Origin of the sequence: Flavobacterium granuli, assembly GCF_031456055.1 — a bacterium.
In the GTDB taxonomy this organism is placed as follows: Bacteria; Bacteroidota; Bacteroidia; order Flavobacteriales; family Flavobacteriaceae; genus Flavobacterium; species Flavobacterium granuli_A.
On sequence record NZ_JAVDTX010000002.1, the window covers coordinates 175,969 to 193,273 of the forward strand.

Annotated in this window: 15 protein-coding genes; 6 read left to right on the forward strand and 9 right to left on the reverse strand. The window is 31.3% G+C overall.

What is annotated here, in order from left to right; genetic code table 11:
- Positions 1-15: 15 nt before the first annotated feature.
- From J2W95_RS05030 to J2W95_RS05040, 3 genes are all read right to left on the reverse strand, one after another.
- On the reverse strand, positions 16-2,601 hold the full coding sequence (locus tag J2W95_RS05030; protein WP_310004573.1) for a phosphoenolpyruvate carboxylase: 2,586 nt from the start codon (positions 2,599-2,601) through the stop codon (positions 16-18).
- 95 nt (positions 2,602-2,696) lie between these two features.
- Positions 2,697-3,176 (reverse strand): Lrp/AsnC family transcriptional regulator, encoded by a 480-nt coding sequence (locus tag J2W95_RS05035; RefSeq protein WP_024981770.1) that lies wholly within the window; start codon positions 3,174-3,176, stop codon positions 2,697-2,699.
- A gap of 76 nt (positions 3,177-3,252) precedes the next feature.
- Complete coding sequence (locus tag J2W95_RS05040) at positions 3,253-4,407, reverse strand: M14 family metallopeptidase (protein WP_310004579.1); 1,155 nt, start codon at positions 4,405-4,407, stop codon at positions 3,253-3,255.
- 310 nt (positions 4,408-4,717) lie between these two features.
- Between J2W95_RS05040 and J2W95_RS05045 the strand changes: the two genes are divergently transcribed.
- Complete coding sequence (locus tag J2W95_RS05045) at positions 4,718-5,173, forward strand: helix-turn-helix transcriptional regulator (protein ID WP_310004582.1); 456 nt, start codon at positions 4,718-4,720, stop codon at positions 5,171-5,173.
- Between the two features lie 200 nt (positions 5,174-5,373).
- Here the strand turns inward: J2W95_RS05045 and J2W95_RS05050 are convergent, their stop codons facing one another.
- Positions 5,374-5,928 carry a 1-acyl-sn-glycerol-3-phosphate acyltransferase gene (locus tag J2W95_RS05050; RefSeq protein ID WP_310004584.1) on the reverse strand — a complete coding sequence of 185 codons (555 nt, stop codon included), beginning with the start codon at positions 5,926-5,928 and terminating at the stop codon, positions 5,374-5,376.
- 62 nt (positions 5,929-5,990) lie between these two features.
- Between J2W95_RS05050 and J2W95_RS05055 the strand changes: the two genes are divergently transcribed.
- Together J2W95_RS05055 and J2W95_RS05060 are read left to right on the forward strand one after the other, a co-directional pair.
- The gene (locus J2W95_RS05055; protein WP_310004586.1) at positions 5,991-6,659 is read left to right on the forward strand and encodes a spermidine synthase; all 669 of its coding nucleotides are present in this window, start codon (positions 5,991-5,993) and stop codon (positions 6,657-6,659) included.
- A gap of 162 nt (positions 6,660-6,821) precedes the next feature.
- Positions 6,822-8,696: a glycoside hydrolase family 3 protein gene (locus tag J2W95_RS05060; RefSeq protein ID WP_310004588.1), complete on the forward strand. Its 1,875-nt coding sequence runs from the start codon at positions 6,822-6,824 to the stop codon at positions 8,694-8,696.
- A gap of 69 nt (positions 8,697-8,765) precedes the next feature.
- Here J2W95_RS05060 and kdsB read toward each other — a convergent pair whose 3' ends face one another.
- From kdsB to J2W95_RS05075, 3 genes are all read right to left on the reverse strand, one after another.
- Positions 8,766-9,494: a 3-deoxy-manno-octulosonate cytidylyltransferase gene (gene kdsB / locus J2W95_RS05065; protein WP_310004590.1), complete on the reverse strand. Its 729-nt coding sequence runs from the start codon at positions 9,492-9,494 to the stop codon at positions 8,766-8,768.
- Positions 9,495-9,552: 58 nt separating this feature from the next.
- A complete protein-coding gene (gene ygiD, locus J2W95_RS05070; protein ID WP_310004592.1) occupies positions 9,553-10,386 on the reverse strand; it encodes a 4,5-DOPA-extradiol-dioxygenase in 834 nt (277 codons plus the stop codon).
- Positions 10,387-10,503: 117 nt separating this feature from the next.
- Complete coding sequence (locus J2W95_RS05075) at positions 10,504-11,382, reverse strand: SDR family oxidoreductase (RefSeq protein ID WP_310004594.1); 879 nt, start codon at positions 11,380-11,382, stop codon at positions 10,504-10,506.
- A 119-nt stretch (positions 11,383-11,501) separates the two neighbouring features.
- Between J2W95_RS05075 and J2W95_RS05080 the strand changes: the two genes are divergently transcribed.
- Positions 11,502-11,864, forward strand: coding sequence for a winged helix-turn-helix transcriptional regulator (locus tag J2W95_RS05080; protein ID WP_077370300.1), 363 nt, complete (start codon positions 11,502-11,504; stop codon positions 11,862-11,864).
- Here J2W95_RS05080 and J2W95_RS05085 read toward each other — a convergent pair.
- Positions 11,861-13,285 (reverse strand): ATP-dependent DNA helicase, encoded by a 1,425-nt coding sequence (locus tag J2W95_RS05085; RefSeq protein ID WP_310004597.1) that lies wholly within the window; start codon positions 13,283-13,285, stop codon positions 11,861-11,863. The genes J2W95_RS05080 and J2W95_RS05085 overlap by 4 nt on opposite strands.
- A 167-nt stretch (positions 13,286-13,452) precedes the next feature.
- On the opposite strand from J2W95_RS05085, the gene J2W95_RS05090 reads away from it, so the two are divergent.
- Positions 13,453-14,265, forward strand: coding sequence for a DUF3822 family protein (locus tag J2W95_RS05090; protein WP_310004599.1), 813 nt, complete (start codon positions 13,453-13,455; stop codon positions 14,263-14,265).
- Entirely contained in the window at positions 14,262-14,864 is a 603-nt protein-coding gene (locus J2W95_RS05095) for an RsmD family RNA methyltransferase (RefSeq protein ID WP_310004601.1), read from the forward strand. The genes J2W95_RS05090 and J2W95_RS05095 overlap by 4 nt, the downstream gene beginning before the upstream one ends.
- 292 nt (positions 14,865-15,156) lie before the next feature.
- On the opposite strand, the gene J2W95_RS05100 is transcribed toward J2W95_RS05095, so the two are convergent.
- Complete coding sequence (locus tag J2W95_RS05100) at positions 15,157-17,277, reverse strand: outer membrane beta-barrel family protein (protein ID WP_310004604.1); 2,121 nt, start codon at positions 17,275-17,277, stop codon at positions 15,157-15,159.
- Positions 17,278-17,305 lie beyond the last annotated feature (28 nt).

The window sequence follows — 17,305 nt, forward strand, 5'->3', positions numbered from 1 at the left end:
AAACTATATTTTAAATTAAGCAGAGTTTCTACTCGCATTCGTATTACCAAAAAGTGAGCGTGTCACAATTTTTTCATACACAGTTATCAGATTTAAATCTGGATTCGTTTCTTTATTCAATTCATTAATTTTTAATAAAGCATATTGTTGTATTGTCAACAAAGGCAGTACGATACGCTCTCTCATTTGAATAGAAGCTATACCATCTGGATAATTTTCCATAAGTTGAGAATGCCCAGCTATTTTCAATAATAATCTTTTGGTTTCCAAAAATTCATCATAAATAATTTGCCAAAAAGCTCCAAATTCAGGGTCTTTACTCATATAAGCAGTTAAAGGGAAAAATGATTTTGCCAATGACATCATACTGTTTTCCAATAACGTTCTAAAAAATAATGAATTATTGTATAAATTCTGAGCTTTTTCCCATTGATTCGTATCTTCAAAATGTTTTAAAGCAGAACCCACTCCAAAAAATCCAGGTACATTTTGTTTCAATTGACTCCAAGAACCTACAAATGGAATTGCTCTTAAATCTGCAAAATCAAGAGTTTCGGACTTACTTCTTTTAGATGGTCGGCTTCCAATATTGGTTTTTGCATAATATTTCAAAGTACTCATTTGTTCCAAATAAGGAATAAATTTAGGATGATTTTTAAAATCTAAATATTTATTATACCCTAAATCGGCCATTTGATTCAAAATTTCTTTTTCCTCAACTGACAATTCATTTTGCCCTTGATTAAATACTTGATTGGCAACACCAGCGCTCAAAAGATTTTCTAAATTATAACGACAAGAATCCAAAGTTCCAAAATTTGAACTAATCGTTTGTCCTTGAATTGTGATTTGAATTTCGTTGTTTTCAATATTAGGCCCTAGTGATGCGTAAAATTTATGTGTTTTTCCACCACCACGAGCTGGAGGCCCTCCACGTCCATCAAAGAAAATTGCGTGTATTCCATATTTTCTGGAAATTTCAGTTAATGCTTCTTTGGCTTTATAGATACTCCAATTCGCCATTAAATATCCACCATCTTTTGTTCCGTCAGAGAAACCAAGCATGATAGTTTGCTTGTTATTTCTATTTGTTAAATGTTTAGCATATTCAGCATTGGTGTATAATTTTTCCATTACTAAGTGCGCATTCTGCAAATCATCAACAGATTCAAATAGTGGTATAATATCAACAGTAGCGTTCTCCCAATTACATAATTTGAATAATGCAAAAGTTTCCATTACATTAAGTGCACTCTCATTATTACTAATAATATAACGGTTGGCACCAAATTCTCCATTATTTTCCTGAATTGATTTTATCGCTTGAATTGATTCGACTGTAGATCTTGTCATTTCATTATCAAAATCAGCTGAATCTAAATTGCCTTTTAATGTTGATAAAACTTCCATTTTTTCATCTTCTGTTAAATGGAAATAATTATCTGGAAAAATATTCGTTTTAGATTTTGAATAATAATCAACGATATCATAAAAAACACTTTGATGAATTTTACTATTTTGTCTAATATCTAAAGTTGCAAAATGGAAACCAAACAAATTTAATCGAATAAGCAAAGCATCAATTTGATCTACATAAAGCGATTGATGTTGCTCAATTATTATTGTTTTTATTTTATTCAGTTGAATTTTAAGCTCATCAAGCGTAATGAAAATTTCTCCTTTAGAATAAAAAACAGAACGATACAGTTTTTGCTCCAACTCCATTACTAAAGCATCCACTACAGGAAAAGTAAGCTTTCTCTTTAGATTTCTCATCTCTCCGTAATAACATTTCAGAATAGACGTTCTTAAACGATCTGCTACTTTTAACGTAATTTCAGTAGTCACAAATGGATTTCCATCACGATCTCCTCCTGGCCAAAACCCAAGTTTGATTAATTGATTGTTTATGGACTCCCCTTCAAAAACGTTTTTTTGCAAATAATGCACCATTTCTCCAGAAGTGTTGTAAAAAACATTTTCCAAATACCAAATTAAACTTACCGCTTCATCAAAAGGATTGGGTTTCTCATTTTGAATAAAAGGAGTTTTTCCTAATTGAGCAAGTAATTGTTTGATCTCCAATAAATCATTGTTTCGAATTGCTTCGGTCAAATCATTTATAATTCCTAATACTGGTCCAGGATAAAATTGTGTTGGATGTGCCGTTAAAACAGTACGAACATTAAAATTCTCAAGAAACTGAATAAGTTCTTCTTTATTGTCCCTAACATCTGACTTTTCTTTAATATCACGAAGAGACCCTCTACCTTCCATGTTGTTCACCACTGGAAATGCAGCATCTTCGATAGCATCAAACAAAACAATTTGGCGTTCAATATATTGGATAAAATGAAACATCAAATTAATTTTATCTTTTTCTGTCGCGTTAGTCAAATATTTATCTGAAAAGAAATCAAAAATTTCTTTTGGAGTTTCTTGCTTTTTGAATCCATTATCGCAAAGTTCCGTAAAAATAGGCAACAAAACTCCTGTGTTATCAACAGAATCGAAAGGTAATGTTATAAATACACTATTATAAATATGGTATTTAGATAAAACATTTTGATTAAAACGTTCTATTTTGGGTAACGTATACATAATTATACTACGGTTTAATGGTTGGTTAATTTAGCATAAAAAAACCCCAAGATTACACTTGAGGTTATATTTTATAATATAGCATTCAAGATTTTTTACATTTCTTTAAAAATGGTATGCATCAAACGCTTTTTATCATTTATACTCTCCTCAAGTGAGATCATAGTTTCGGTTCTATATACTCCTTCGATATCATCAATCATAAAAATAACATCTTTGGCGTGCTTAGTATCCTTTGCTCTAATCTTACAAAATATATTGAATTTTCCTGTAGTTACTGAGGCTACAGTTACAAAAGGAATTTCATTAATACGCTCTAATACAAATTTTGTTTGAGAAGTATTATTAAGAAAAACACCTACATAAGCAATAAATGAATATCCTAGTTTATCATAATCAAGGACTAATGAGGACCCCATGATGATACCGGCATCTTCCATTTTTTTAACTCTTACATGAACCGTCCCAGCTGAAATCAATAATTTTTTTGCAATGTCTGTAAACGGAACTCTTGTGTTGTCTATCAACATATCTAAAATCTGGTGATCTACTTCATCTAAACGAAATTTACTCATAATTCTTTTATTATATGGTTATTTGATGCTTAAAAAGTTAAATTTATAAATAAAAATTAAATAAACGGATAAAATATTATTTTATTATTGTTCCGTTAACAAAAAACACTTTTTCATTTAAATTAAAATTGGCTTTTTGATTTTGTTTTGGGAAATTAGTAAAATCATCTTTATATAATGCTTCTTTTGCATCGTACTCATAATGACCATAATAACCTTTTAAATCACCTACTTCAACTATGTAAGCATTAAAATTTAATTCATTGTCAATTAACTCTTCTTTATATTGAGCAACAAAATTCGTGATTATTTCGATACCATCATAATTTATTTTGACATTTTTATACATAAAATCAAAAAAAACGACTTTATTCTGAGGAATGTTCAAATATTTATCATTTATATTGCTAACTATATCGTTTTCGCTGAGAATAGTAAAACTCGAAAGTAGAGCAATAAATATGTATTTTCGTGTGACTTCTCTCTCGTAATCACCTGCGAAATGCCCAGCTTCAAATAATAAAGTAGGTACACCTAAGTATTGAAATGTATCTCCAATGCAATTAATATTGAAAGAATCATCAAATCGACCTATTTGACCTGGAATAAAATTTTGCAAAACTTCATTAATACCAGCAATCAAGTTAATGGCTTTCAATCTAGACTCATTAACTTCTCTTTCTTCATTATAGGAAGGTGCTAAAAAGGATACAGTTGCTGGTTTTCCAGTGTCTGCAACACCAAAAATGGTACGTTGGTCATGCAGATTAAAACAATAATCAGGCTTAAACTCTTCAAAAACTGCTCTTAGTATTTTACTTTCAGGCTGTGTGAGGTTTTGGGAATCTCTATTTAAATCAATGTCATTCGCGTTAGCTCTAGTGTATAATTTAGCTCCATCTGGATTTAGCATTGGAATACAATAAAAAGTAAAAGCACTCAAAAGTTGATTAGCCAAATCTGATCCGTTATTCAACAAGTTTATAAAATCAAATAATGCTTTAGTCGTAGTGCTTTCGTTGCCGTGCATTTGTGACCAAAGATAAATTTTCAATTTACCAGTTCCTTTTTGGTAACTATAAATAGGTTTTCCTAAAACAGATTCTCCAATAATTTTCACATCCTTCTTCAAGGATTCTCTGTTTAATATTGGCTCAATATTCTCTAATGTAATATAGCGCCCTTGAATTGTATTTTCTTTATTTTGATTAAATATTCCTTCTAAATTCATGTTACAATATTTGATTTACAAAAGTAAACATCTTTATTTTTACATTTGTAAACAGTTGTTTTTTATAAAAAATTAAAATTGTAAACTATATTTTAAAAGTCAATTGTAGACAAGTGTAATCAATATTTCTATTCAATATGAATTTTAGATTATTTATATAAACAATATTAAATCAATGTTTTATATTAATTAACCTATATAAAAACATTAGATTAAAGAATAACGAATTTATGTTTTAACATTGTAAATTAGGTTGCAATACTCCTTTTGATTACATTTGTAAATATGCTAATTTGAAACATAATTTACAATGGTAAACACGGATGATTTCATAAAAAGATTGGAGATTATACTCGATTATTATAGTCTTAATGCTTCTTCGTTTGCAGATAAAATTGGCGTGCAGCGTTCCAGTATGTCTCACCTACTCTCTGGAAGAAACAAGCCAAGTTTGGATTTTATTCTAAAAATTATTGAAGTTTTTCCCGATGTAGATTTGTATTGGATATTAAATGGAAAAGGTGTTTTTCCAAAAAATTCTGAAGTAAGTGAAAATTTAAATTCTAATTCTACTGTTTCAAATATAGACACTACTCCTACTCCAATTGATTTATTTTCTCAAATATCAATACCTGATAAACCAAATATCGATCATTCAAAAACAAGAGAAATTAAAACTTCGATAGAAAATGAAAATACTGATGAAGTAGAAAAAATTATCTTCTTTTATAAAAATGGTACTTTCAAAATATATTCACCCAATTGATTTTAAAAATTTGAGAGAATTTTAGAATCGATTGGGTTTCTTTTTAAATTTAAAATTGAACTTTATCTATTTCAGGAATTAAATAGCAGAGGTAATATATAAAAAGCTAAAACTGTAAATAAATTACAATTCGCGAGAATTGAATATTCTTTACAAAGATTCAGAAAAAATATTTTATGCGATTCTCAGCGAGTTTCATTTTAAGATACTTTATATCCATTTTCTGGTATTTTGCCTTTCGCATCTACAAAATGTTTATTCAAGCATAATAAATCAGAATCTATATCATTTGTTGGATAAAATGGTTTTCCAAAATCAACAATTTTCTTTTCAAAATTTATTGATACTGGAATGATTGGCACATTTGCCTTTAAGGCAATATAATAAAAACCTGTTTTGAGTTGTTCTACTTTTTTACGTGTTCCTTCAGGAGACAAACCCAATCGAAATATTTCTTTAGAATTAAATATACTTACTATAGACTCAACTTTGTTTAAGCCTCCCGTTCTATCTAATGGAGCGCCTCCTAATGATTTAAAAAAATATCCAAAGGGAAATCGGAATAATTCTTTCTTTCCAACCCAATTAATATCTACACCAATAGCGCCTCTGCAAATAATAGCTACATAAAAATCATGCCAACTTGTATGAGGCATAACCATCAAAACGCTTTTTTTTATCTCTTCATCGAAGCTACCTTCTATTTTCCAGCCCATTAGATTCTCAAAAATCCATTTATAGATTAGTCTCTTCATTTATGATTAATTTTGTACAAATTAAATAATTATTATCTTATTTTTGATAAAAACCTAAATTAATGCTGCGTAAATTATTAAGTTATATTATTCCAATCAAAATATATAAAACTAAATCAACTTTGAGTAAAACCATTGAAGTTACATGGGCAAATGGTGAATTAGTGATCGATTCTGAAAATACCAATTATTCTTATGGTAGCTTACAACGCATATTGAGAAAAGGGTTGAAACATTTCGGATTTGAGAAAATTGCGAAAATGGATAATGCGCTAGTACTTGGAGTTGCGGGCGGAAGTGTTATTAAAACATTGGTAGATGAAATTCATTTTGAAGGCCAAATTACAGGTGTTGATATTGATCCAGACATTATTAAAATTGCGAATGAGTATTTTAAACTAAATGAGATAAAAAATTTAAATATTATAATTGATGATGCTTTTGAATTTGTACTAAAAACAAAAGATCGTTACGATTTGATTATTATAGATATCTTTCAAGATACTACGATGCCTAATTTCTTGTTTGAAAAGTTCTTTATTAATAGAATTTGTTTTTTACTCAAAAGCAAAGGAGTTGTACTTTTTAATACTATGTGTTTGACTGCTGGTGATAATTTTAGAAATCAAAATTTCATCAAGGAGTTCAATGAAGAAAATTTCAGAATTCAATCTATTCCTAGGGTTGAAGTACATAATGAGTTAATTATTATAGAAAAATTGAATTCGTAATTACTACATAAATAATATATCCTTGTATTGATTATTCACAATTATATTCTTATAATTTTCTATTATTCAAAGTTTTAGTTTTATTTATTATTTGAAATTAAATAATTGTTTGTACATTGTGTCAAAATAACACATTATAAATAATTTTAATTCATTATTCAAATGAGAAGTAAATTTAAACCACTGTGTATCTCAACACTATTTGTAACCTCTTTAGTTTCATTGTCGTTTATTGATCCTCCTAAATATCGAGATCTAAATAAAAACGGAAAAATGGATCCCTATGAAAATATAAATCTTCCCATTGAAAAGAGAATTGACAATCTCATTTCTCTAATGAATATTGATGAAAAAGCAGGTTTGATGTTCATCAATGGAACGCTTATCAATACTGACGGAAGTATTGATAAAAAGGAAAATGCTACTGGAATGGCGGCTGGATTACCTTCTCCAAGGGATTTGATTGTAAATAAAAAAATGAATCATTTTAATTATTGGCAAGCTCCTGGTGTAAAAGAATTGGCGATGGGATATAATGCCATTCAAAAAGTTGCTGAAGAATCAAGACTTGGTATTCCTGTAACCATTGCATCAGATCCGCGTCATTATTTTAGTAATAATGTATTTGCTATGGAAGCCAATGGATTTTCTCAATGGCCAGAGCAATTAGGTTTTGCTGCAATTAACGATCCAGTATTGACTCAGAAATTTGGAGATATTGCCCGTCAAGAATATCTTGCCGTTGGAATCCGAGAAGCTTTGCATCCCATGGCCGATTTAGCTACAGAACCTCGTTGGCCTCGTGTAAGCGGAACTTTTGGGGAGGATGCTAATTTATCTGCCCGAATGATTCAAGCTTACATTTTAGGTTTTCAGGGGAAACAATTGGGAAATACGAGTGTTGCTTGTATGACAAAACATTTTTCAGGTGGTGGTCCACAAAAAGAAGGTTTGGATCCCCATTTTCAATATCAAAAAGGTCAGGTGTATCCAGGAAAAAACTTCGATTATCACTTAATTCCTTTTGAAGCAGCATTCAAAGCAAATACTGCAGCGATTATGCCGTATTATGGAGTCCCAACTGATCAAACTTCTGAAAATGTTGGGTTCTCTTACAATAAAGACATTATAACTAAATTACTTCGTGACAAATACAAATTTGATGGTGTGGTTTGTACAGATTGGGGCTTAGTAACAGATACACGTATGGGCCCAGTAATATGGCCTGCAAGAGCTTGGGGAGTTGAAAATCTTAGCGAAATTGAAAGAGTAAAAAAGATAATTGACTCTGGTTGTGATCAATTTGGTGGAGAGAACTGCCCTCAATATATTGTTCAGTTAGTTAAAGAAGGAAAAATTAAAGAATCAAGAATTGATCAATCGGTTCGTAGATTATTGCGTCAAAAATTCATTTTAGGCCTATTTGACAACCCGTATGTTGATGTTGAAAATGCAACCAAGATTGTCGGTCGTGCAGATTTTAAAAAATTAGGAGAAGATACTCAACGTCGCTCAATGACATTATTGAAAAACGATTTAAAACTTCCTTTATCTGTTTCAAATAAATTAAAGATTTATGTAAAAAATGTAGATACCAAAATTGCTTCTAAATACGGTATTATCGTTGCTTTACCTGAGCAAGCCGATATTGCAATTATCCGTTTGAATACGCCTTGGATTCCTCTTGACACGGATAATCCGTTTGCCAAAGGATTCCATCATGGTGACTTAGATTTTAAAGGAAAGGATTTAGAAGATGTTTTAACTCTTTGCAAAACAGTACCAACAATTGTTGACATTTATTTGGATCGTCCTGCTGTATTTCCTGAGGTAAATAGTGCTTCCAAAGCTGTTTTTGCTAATTATGGAGCAAGTGATTCAGCGCTTTTGGATGTTATTTTTGGCGTTGCAAAGCCAGAAGGAAAACTGCCTTTTGAATTGCCTTCATCAATGGAAGCTGTCAAAAATCAAAAGGAGGATGTTCCTTATGATTCGAAAAATCCTTTGTATGCTTTTGGATTTGGACTACACTATTAATTAGTTTCCAAAAAAATAAAATTCCCGATTCAAAGGTTTTAAATATAATCTTTGAATCGGGATTTTTTTTTATCCTATCATTCTCCGAGCTTTTTCTAAATCTTCCGCTGTGTCGATTCCGATTCCAACGTGTGTGGTTTCTACCATTTTGATACGTTTGCCAAATTCAAGGTAGCGTAATTGTTCCAATTTTTCGGAAGCTTCCAATGATTTCATTGGTAAACTATAAAAATCCAAAAGGGCTTGTTTTCTAAAAGCATAAATTCCGATATGCTGCATATATCGAACACCTACATTTATCTCTCTTGGATAAGGAATCACCGAACGGGAAAAGTACAATGCAAATCCATTTTGATCCACTACTACCTTAACATTATTAGGATTGTTGATTTCTTCCTCGTTCTTTATCTCTCTCATCAAAGAAGCCAAATCAACTTGCTTAGAAGCATCATTTCTGAAAACTTCGATGACTTTTGCCAAAGGATCTTTGTCTATAAAAGGCTCATCACCTTGCACATTGATAACAATATCTACATCAAGATTTTCGACAGCTTCAGCAATACGATCACTCCCCGATTCGTGTTCTTTGATGCTTCGAATGGCTTTCCCACCATTGGAAACAATTTCGTCATAAATCAAATCAGAATCAGTTACCACAAAAACATCATCAAATAATTGAGTGTTTATGGCTGCTTCATAGGTTCTTAAAATTACCGTTTTACCTCCCAAATCCTGCATCAGTTTTGCTGGAAACCTTGTGGATGCATAACGTGCGGGAATGACTGCTATTATTTTCATTTTTATTTATTCTTCTATTTTAAATTTAATTTCAAATATATGTTTTTATAATTTAAAACTAATTCGAAATCTTTACTGATGTCATACTCAAAGACCCGCCTACCAATTTATCATTAAACAAACTCAAATCTTCTGATTTTTCCTTTAATCCCAAAGTATAAATCAGAGGCAAATAATGGTCTGGAGTTGGAATCGAAAGTTGAAAAGCTTTGCTCTGTTTTTCAAAATCAATAAGCGGTTGGAAATTGCCGTCGAGTAAATAATCGTTTATATCGGCTCTGGCTTCTACTGCCCAATCATAACCATAATTATCCGTATTGATATTCCTAAAATCGACCAATCTTAAATTATGGATAATGTTTCCACTTCCTACAATCAGTATTCCTTTGCTACGCAAGGCACTTAGTTTTTGTGCCAAATCAAAATGGTATTGTCCCGATTTTGTATAATCGATACTCATTTGAATCACAGGGATATCGGCATCAGGATATAAATGTTTAATTACACTCCAGGCTCCATGATCCAAACCCCAATGATGGTCTAGTTCTACACTGTTTGGTAATAATAATTCTTGGGTCAATGTGGCTAGTTCTGGACTTCCTTCAGCAGGATATTGTACATCAAATAGTTCTTGTGGAAAGCCTCCAAAATCATGAATTGTTCTTGGCATTTCCATGGCGGTAACTTTAGTTCCGTTGGTAAACCAATGCGCCGAAATACATAAAATAGCATTGGGCTTTGGCAGCGTTTTAGCTAAATTTCTAAAGTTGGCAACAAACTGATTTTCTTCAATCGCATTCATTGGGCTTCCGTGACCCAAAAATAGAACAGGCATCTTTTCTGTATTCGAAAATGAGCCTGATATTTTATGTAAGTCGTTTAGCGTGTTCATAATATAATTGTCTAAATAATTCTTAAATGTAAAAAATATTTTCCTCTCAGTTATTCAATTAAAAAGGAAAACGAACAAATAAAATTGTCCGTTTTTCTAATCTTAATTTTTTTGCTATTATTTTGTATACACTTGCTTCAAGAAATCTTCCAATGAAATAGGTTTTCTGCCTAATAAATTTTCTAAATCAGTTAATGCAGTTAGAAATTCACCTTGTTGAATAGCTGCCGCAAAACCAACAAACATTCCAACGTATTCACCTGGAACACCCGCATTGCTTAAAACCTCAGAATAAGTTTCAGGAGTTGGACTTGTATAGCTCACCGTAGTATTTGTTATTTTACTTAAAAGATCCGCACTTTCTTTCATCGAATAATTTTCAATATTATTCATCGCATATTCTTTGCTTTCATTATTCTCAGAAATCAACACATTAGCAACCGCTTCTGCCAAATCATTTCGTGAAACATACGCTGCGCCAGTATCTCCTGCCGGGAAAAAGATTCCTGTTTCAAGAATTTTTTCACCAAAAAACATCGGTAAAACCTCTAAGTATAAATTATTCTTGAAAATACTATAAGTCATTCCGCTCGATTTGATGGCATTATCGGTATCTATATGTGATTTTGCCAAAAAAGCGATCGGTGAAGTTTCAGATTCATTTTTACGTTCAAAACTAGTATATAAAATATGCTTAACACCTGCTTCTTTAGCGGCTTTAACTACATCCAATTGTTGCTTACCACGATTTTCTAAATCAGTTCCCGAAACCAACAATAGCTTATCTGTCCCATGAAACGCTGTCACTAAAGAATCATAATTATTATAATCTCCAACTTTTATCGTAATTCCTTTCGTTTTAAGCTCTTCTGCTTTTGTTTCATCCCTAACCAAAGCTGAAATATTTGATGCAGCAATTCCTTTTTCTAATAAAAAATCGATTGTTGTTTTTCCAAAATTACCTGTTGCGCCTGTAACTAAAATTTTTGCACTCATTTTTTTTTGATTAATGTTATTAGTAAAACAAAGATAGTTACATTTGCTACCTAAAGTATAGTGATATACTAAAGTATAGCGGTATACTTTAGTATAGTAATAACAAAATCAGAGAATTAATGGAAATTAAAATGAGTTTTAAAGAAGCCAAAGCCTGCCCTATTCAGTTTGTATTGGCACTAAACGATACTTTAAACGTAATCAATGGTAAATGGAAATTGCCAATTATTGGTTCTTTATTGTTCGAAAAAAGACGCTTCACAGAAATACAACGCAACATTCCCAAAATTACACCTAGAATGTTATCTAAAGAATTGAAAGATTTAGAAATGAACGGAATGGTTAAACGTACCGTTTATGATACTATTCCTATTTCAGTGGAATATGAATTAACGGATTCGGCAAAATCTTTGGGTGACGTTTTGGATAAAATGTTAGAATGGGGTTTGCAACATCGTGAAAACGTTCTTTCAGGAAGTTAGTCCACAAAGCTCTCATCCTTAAAGCCTATCAAATATAGCTTATTTTTGGCTCTCGTCATGGCAGTGTAGAGCCATCTGATGTAGTCTCTGTCGATACCATTTGGTAAATACGGCTGCTCAATAAACACTGTGTTCCATTGACCTCCCTGAGATTTATGACAAGTAATGGCATACGAGAATTTAACCTGAAGTGCATTGAAATATTCGTTTTCCTTTACTTTTTGAAACTTTTTATATTTCGTAGTTTCACTTTCATAATCCAACATCACTTCCTGATACAATCTATTCGATTCCTCAAATGTCAAAGATGGCGATTCACTTTTTATAGTATCCATCAAAAGCACGGTTTCAAAGGGTTTCTGATCGGGATAATCAATCATTCGGATTTTTACTTTCGCAAATTTAAAGCCGTATAATTCCTTTATTCCAAACATTTCCAAAATTTCAATAATATCACCATTGGCAATAAATCCGGCTTCATCTGAATCCTTTAGCCAAAAATAATTATTCTTCACCACCATCAGGAAATCTCCCGTTGATAATTCACTTTCCTTATCAAGGATTTTGGTTCGAATTTGCTCATTATATTGATTTGCCCTTTTATTGGAACGAACAATAAAAGCGGTGTCTTCGATGCTAAAATTACTGTAAGCGGAATTAATCGCATCCTGAATATCGTACCCGTCAACCAAACGAACAATGTCTTTGAATTTCCGAACATTGAATTTGAATTCGGTTATAAAAGTATCTTTCAACAATTCCCTCAATTCGGTTGCGTTATGCAAAATTCCTGAGTTTTCCTCCTGACGCATTACTTCATCAAGCTCAATATATTCGACCTCTTTATTGTAATTTATACTAAGTGTATGAATATCCAAAGCCGGACTTATATCTAAATTTACAGGTGGTAATTGCGCTGTATCTCCCAACAAAATCATTTTACAATTGGTTCCCGAATACACATACGAAATCAAATCATCGAGCAAAGATCCATTTTCATATAATTTGGAATCCGAATTAGTATCCGAAATCATCGAAGCTTCATCGACTATGAAAACAGTATTTTTATGTTTGTTTTGCTGTAAAGTAAACGAAACACCGCCACCGGAATTCTTCTTCGGAAAGTAGATTTTTTTATGAATGGTAAAAGCCGGTTTATTCGAATAATTGGCAATTACCTTGGCCGCGCGACCAGTTGGAGCCAGCAAAACATACTTCTTATTAATCTCCAATAAACTATTTACGATAGTCGAAATAACCGTCGTTTTTCCTGTTCCTGCATATCCTTTCAGTACAAAAATGGTCTCATTTTGAGTGTCGGTTAAAAAAATAGCAATTTTTTGAAAAAATATATCCTGATTATAAGTAGGCTGAAAAGGGAATTTTTTCTGTAAATGACTATAAAACGAGGAGGAATTCATGTGGTTTATTTAGTTTACAAAGAACGGTTATTTCAATGGCAATATCAAAAATCAATTTTATTTATGCTTTAGGCTTTAAGCAATAGTTCAGTAGTAAAGCCTACTGCTTATAGCCTATTGCCTATTGCTTTTAAATTCGTAAGTTTGCATTGTTGCAAAAAAAATCTATGAACACCAATATAACCGATAAAAAATACAAAAAACTATCTATTCAGGTTTCACTGACTGGGCTTTCTTTTTGTTGTTTTGATACACTTCATAATACGATTGTATCAATAAATGAAATTCATTTTGATACTTTTCATAAATCGACCAAAATTGAGGAATTGTTTTCGGATGCTTTTAAAAATTATCCGGAATTGAATGACCAATATGATGAAATTCAGGTGATTCATAACAACAATCTTTCAACTTTTGTTCCCACTGCCCTATTCGACGAAAATTTCTTAGGTAGCTATTTGCAATACAATACCAAAGTTTTTGAAACCGACTTTTTTGCATTTGATGAAATAACCAATTATCAGATGAACGCGGTTTACATTCCTTATGTGAATATCAATAACTTTTTTATAGATCAATTTGGTTCTTTCGATTACAAGCACGCCAACAGTATCTTGGTTTCAAAGCTTTTGGATGCATCCAAAAACAATGATAACAAAAAGATGATCGTTCATTTTAATCCAGGACATTTTGAAATCATTGTAATTCAGAATCAAAAATTACTTTTATTCAATTCATTCGAATATAAAACACCAGAGGATTTTATTTATTATTTGCTTTTCACAGCCGAACAATTAAATATGAATCCCGAAAGTTTCCAATTGGAATTATTAGGTGCTATTTCTGAAGATGACGATTTTTATAAAATCGCTTTCAAATACATTAGAAACATTTCATTCTTTAATGTAACTGATTTGCAAAAAAGCAATTCTTTTTCAACCGCACAAAATCAGCAACATTTTATACTTTTTAACTCGTGAGAATCATATCAGGAAAATACAAAGGAAGACGCATTTCTCCGCCAAAAGGACTCCCCGTTCGACCGACAACCGACATGTCCAAAGAAGCATTATTCAATGTTTTGAACAATCATTTCAGCTTTGACAGTTTAAAAGTTTTGGATTTATTTGCTGGAACAGGCAATATCAGCTATGAGTTTGCTTCACGCGGAAGTACACCAATTACCTCAGTTGATGGGGATTTTGGCTGCGTAAAATTCATCAAGCAAGTGGCAGCCGAATATGATTTTAATATTGCGGCGACCAAAAGTGATGTTTTCTCTTTTTTGGAAAAAAACAAAACGAGCTATGATATTATTTTTGCCGATCCACCTTATGGATTAGATCAAAAAATATTCGAAAAAATTGTTTTATTGGTTTTCGAAAAAGGACTGCTCAATGAAGAAGGCATGATGGTTATCGAGCATTCCAAATACACCAAATTAGATCACATGATTAATTTTTCCTTCCAAAAAAGTTATGGAGGTTCAATTTTTAGTTTCTTCGAATTGGATTCAAGTGAAGAGGAAGAAATTGACGATGAATCAAACCGAAAAGAAACTGAAGAAGACGAAGGTTAATCAACCAAAGTATTTATATAACTAGAGCCCTTGCAATGCAGGGGCTTTTCTTTTAGTTATCAAACACTGCTGTTTTATTACTACTTATCATAAATTTTAAACAAACACACTCCCAACTTAAAACAATGGCGTCTCGTGTTCAAACAATGACATCCCTTGCTCAAGCAACAAGACATAGTGTTTAAACAATGAGATCATGGGTTAAACCAATAGTTATTTGTCTTAAAACAATTAGATTAATTGAAAAAATGACTGAGTTTTATTAAAATAAAAAGTATAACTATTAAAACCATTATTTAATCCTATTAGAATTATCATCGATATTTTTCTCCTTAAACTCAGCTGATTTTATTTTACCAAATGAGTATTTAAGCGCTATTGAAAATTCATGTGCATCTACCAAAAATCTTGCTTTTGAACTGATATCATTTATGGTAAATTTTTCTTCGTAAATCGTATTGCTCAAAATATCATTATAACTTAAGGTACAGTTCCAATTGGTGAAAAATGTTTTTAAAACCCCTAAACCCATTATAATAGATATTGCTTTTCTTTCAAACACACCTTCTTTTTGTTCGGTAGAGCCCCAAGCTGACAGAGAAATGACATACCCTTTTGGGAGTTTGAATTCATTGCTGGAATAATAATATAAATATGGTTTTGATGTCATAAACTGAGCTGAATCATCTTCTATTTTATTTAATATAAAACTTAAACTATTGGTTGATGTCCAAATTTTATAAGTAAAAGGCAGAGTAAATTCTAAATTAAATCCTGATTCTTTGTCAAAATTAGTTTCTTTAAATATCAATATATTGTTTTCATCATCATATACAAAACTGCTATAAACGGGATCTGTATTTTTATAATAACTTAGTTTTACGGATTTGTCCTTGTATTGAAAACTAGACGAAATCTGATTGTTAATTGTTGGATCTAAATTGATATTTCGAGAATATAAATAGTAAGGATTTATATAGGTAGATCCTTGACTTGTGGAGGAATAATTTGGTCTCGAAATGCTTTTTGAATAATTTAAGGTTATCGATTTTGTACTGTCAATAGGAATATCAACCTGTGCTTTCGGAAAGAAATCGGTGTAATTTTTGTCGATTAATGGCTCTTGATCATTTTTGAATTTCCCGAGAATATCTGTGTTTTCAACTCTGAAACCTACAGAATAGCCAATCTTTTTTATACTTCCTGACAATTGAGCATAACCTGCGCTGTTTTTCTCATCGAAATTATACATTGAACTGACTGTATTGTTTGTTTCAAAATTAAAAATTTCAAAATCAGTTTTTGCGTCAGCAGATAAATACAGACCTCCAACTTCCAATTTCATTTCATTTTTAAATTTCTTTTCAAGATCAATCCTTCCAGAAAAAACGCTAACATTAAATTTTTGATTGCTGTTTAGTGCCCATTCAAATTGTGTGTCATTAAAATTATTTTGAGCCAATGAACTTAAATCTTGATCAAAATTTGAATACTGTAAACCAGCAAATAATTGTGTGTCGATTGGTTTTATTTTCTTGGAATAATTTACAAAAGAGTTTATAAAATTCTTCTGGCTCTTATTGTCACTATGTGTTATAACATCATTTTCGACATCTCCATTTTTGTTATAAGTAGTTGCATTTATATCAAAAGGTTCGCTCTGTAATTTACTATTTAGACTAATTGAAAAATAATCATCCTCATTAATTTTATAAAAAAGACCTCCGCCAAAAATGAATTGTTTTCTTTTGTTATTTGCGGTAGCAACGTTATAATTCGAGATTATGTCTTCGTCGGGAATTTGATAATCGATCTTATGGCTTTCCCAAGGACTTAATTTATTGTAATTAAAATTAGCCTTCCACTCGAATTTGTTTTTCTTAAAACTTGAATTTATTCCAAGGTAATTATTGAATTCTTTCTTGAATGAAGCCACTTCGGACGCAGTTGTTTGTGAACCTTCTTTTTTGCTAAATTTCCTTGTAATCAAAATAACAGCCCTTCCTTCTGCTTCATATTTCGAGGATGGATTATTGATGATTTCAATGGTTTTTATGTCGTCAACAGACAAAGCATTCAAATCATTCATTCCAACTTTTTGATTGTCTATGTATATCAAAGGATTTCCTTTTCCAATGACCGTAATACTTTCTTTGTCGGCACTAATCGTAATATTGGGTAATTTGGATAATAAATCTAATGTATTTGGGGTTGAATTAAGAATTGAATTGGCCACATCAACTTTGATATTTCCATTTTTATTGGTGAACATTTTCTTTTCTTTGGTGACGATTACTTCAGTTAATTTGTTGGAAATACTGTCGTTTTCAGTCGTATTTTGTCCGTAACCAAATCCTGAAACGATAAGACAAATTATAATTAATGTATTCTGAATTCTTAAATTGGTATTCATTTAATAGTAAGTTTTGCGATTTAAAACA

Bases quoted from the DNA above. Each gene is read 5' to 3' on its own strand.
- J2W95_RS05085 (WP_310004597.1), bottom strand. From the start codon at position 13,285: ATGAATTCCTCCTCGTTTTATAGTCATTTACAGAAAAAATTCCCTTTT.
- J2W95_RS05030 (WP_310004573.1), bottom strand. From the start codon at position 2,601: ATGTATACGTTACCCAAAATAGAACGTTTTAATCAAAATGTTTTATCT.
- kdsB (WP_310004590.1), bottom strand. From the start codon at position 9,494: ATGAAAATAATAGCAGTCATTCCCGCACGTTATGCATCCACAAGGTTT.
- J2W95_RS05075 (WP_310004594.1), bottom strand. From the start codon at position 11,382: ATGAGTGCAAAAATTTTAGTTACAGGCGCAACAGGTAATTTTGGAAAA.
- J2W95_RS05060 (WP_310004588.1), top strand. From the start codon at position 6,822: ATGAGAAGTAAATTTAAACCACTGTGTATCTCAACACTATTTGTAACC.
- J2W95_RS05090 (WP_310004599.1), top strand. From the start codon at position 13,453: ATGAACACCAATATAACCGATAAAAAATACAAAAAACTATCTATTCAG.
- ygiD (WP_310004592.1), bottom strand. From the start codon at position 10,386: ATGAACACGCTAAACGACTTACATAAAATATCAGGCTCATTTTCGAAT.
- J2W95_RS05045 (WP_310004582.1), top strand. From the start codon at position 4,718: ATGGTAAACACGGATGATTTCATAAAAAGATTGGAGATTATACTCGAT.
- J2W95_RS05035 (WP_024981770.1), bottom strand. From the start codon at position 3,176: ATGAGTAAATTTCGTTTAGATGAAGTAGATCACCAGATTTTAGATATG.
- J2W95_RS05040 (WP_310004579.1), bottom strand. From the start codon at position 4,407: ATGAATTTAGAAGGAATATTTAATCAAAATAAAGAAAATACAATTCAA.
- J2W95_RS05050 (WP_310004584.1), bottom strand. From the start codon at position 5,928: ATGAAGAGACTAATCTATAAATGGATTTTTGAGAATCTAATGGGCTGG.
- J2W95_RS05080 (WP_077370300.1), top strand. From the start codon at position 11,502: ATGGAAATTAAAATGAGTTTTAAAGAAGCCAAAGCCTGCCCTATTCAG.
- J2W95_RS05055 (WP_310004586.1), top strand. From the start codon at position 5,991: ATGCTGCGTAAATTATTAAGTTATATTATTCCAATCAAAATATATAAA.
- J2W95_RS05100 (WP_310004604.1), bottom strand. From the start codon at position 17,277: ATGAATACCAATTTAAGAATTCAGAATACATTAATTATAATTTGTCTT.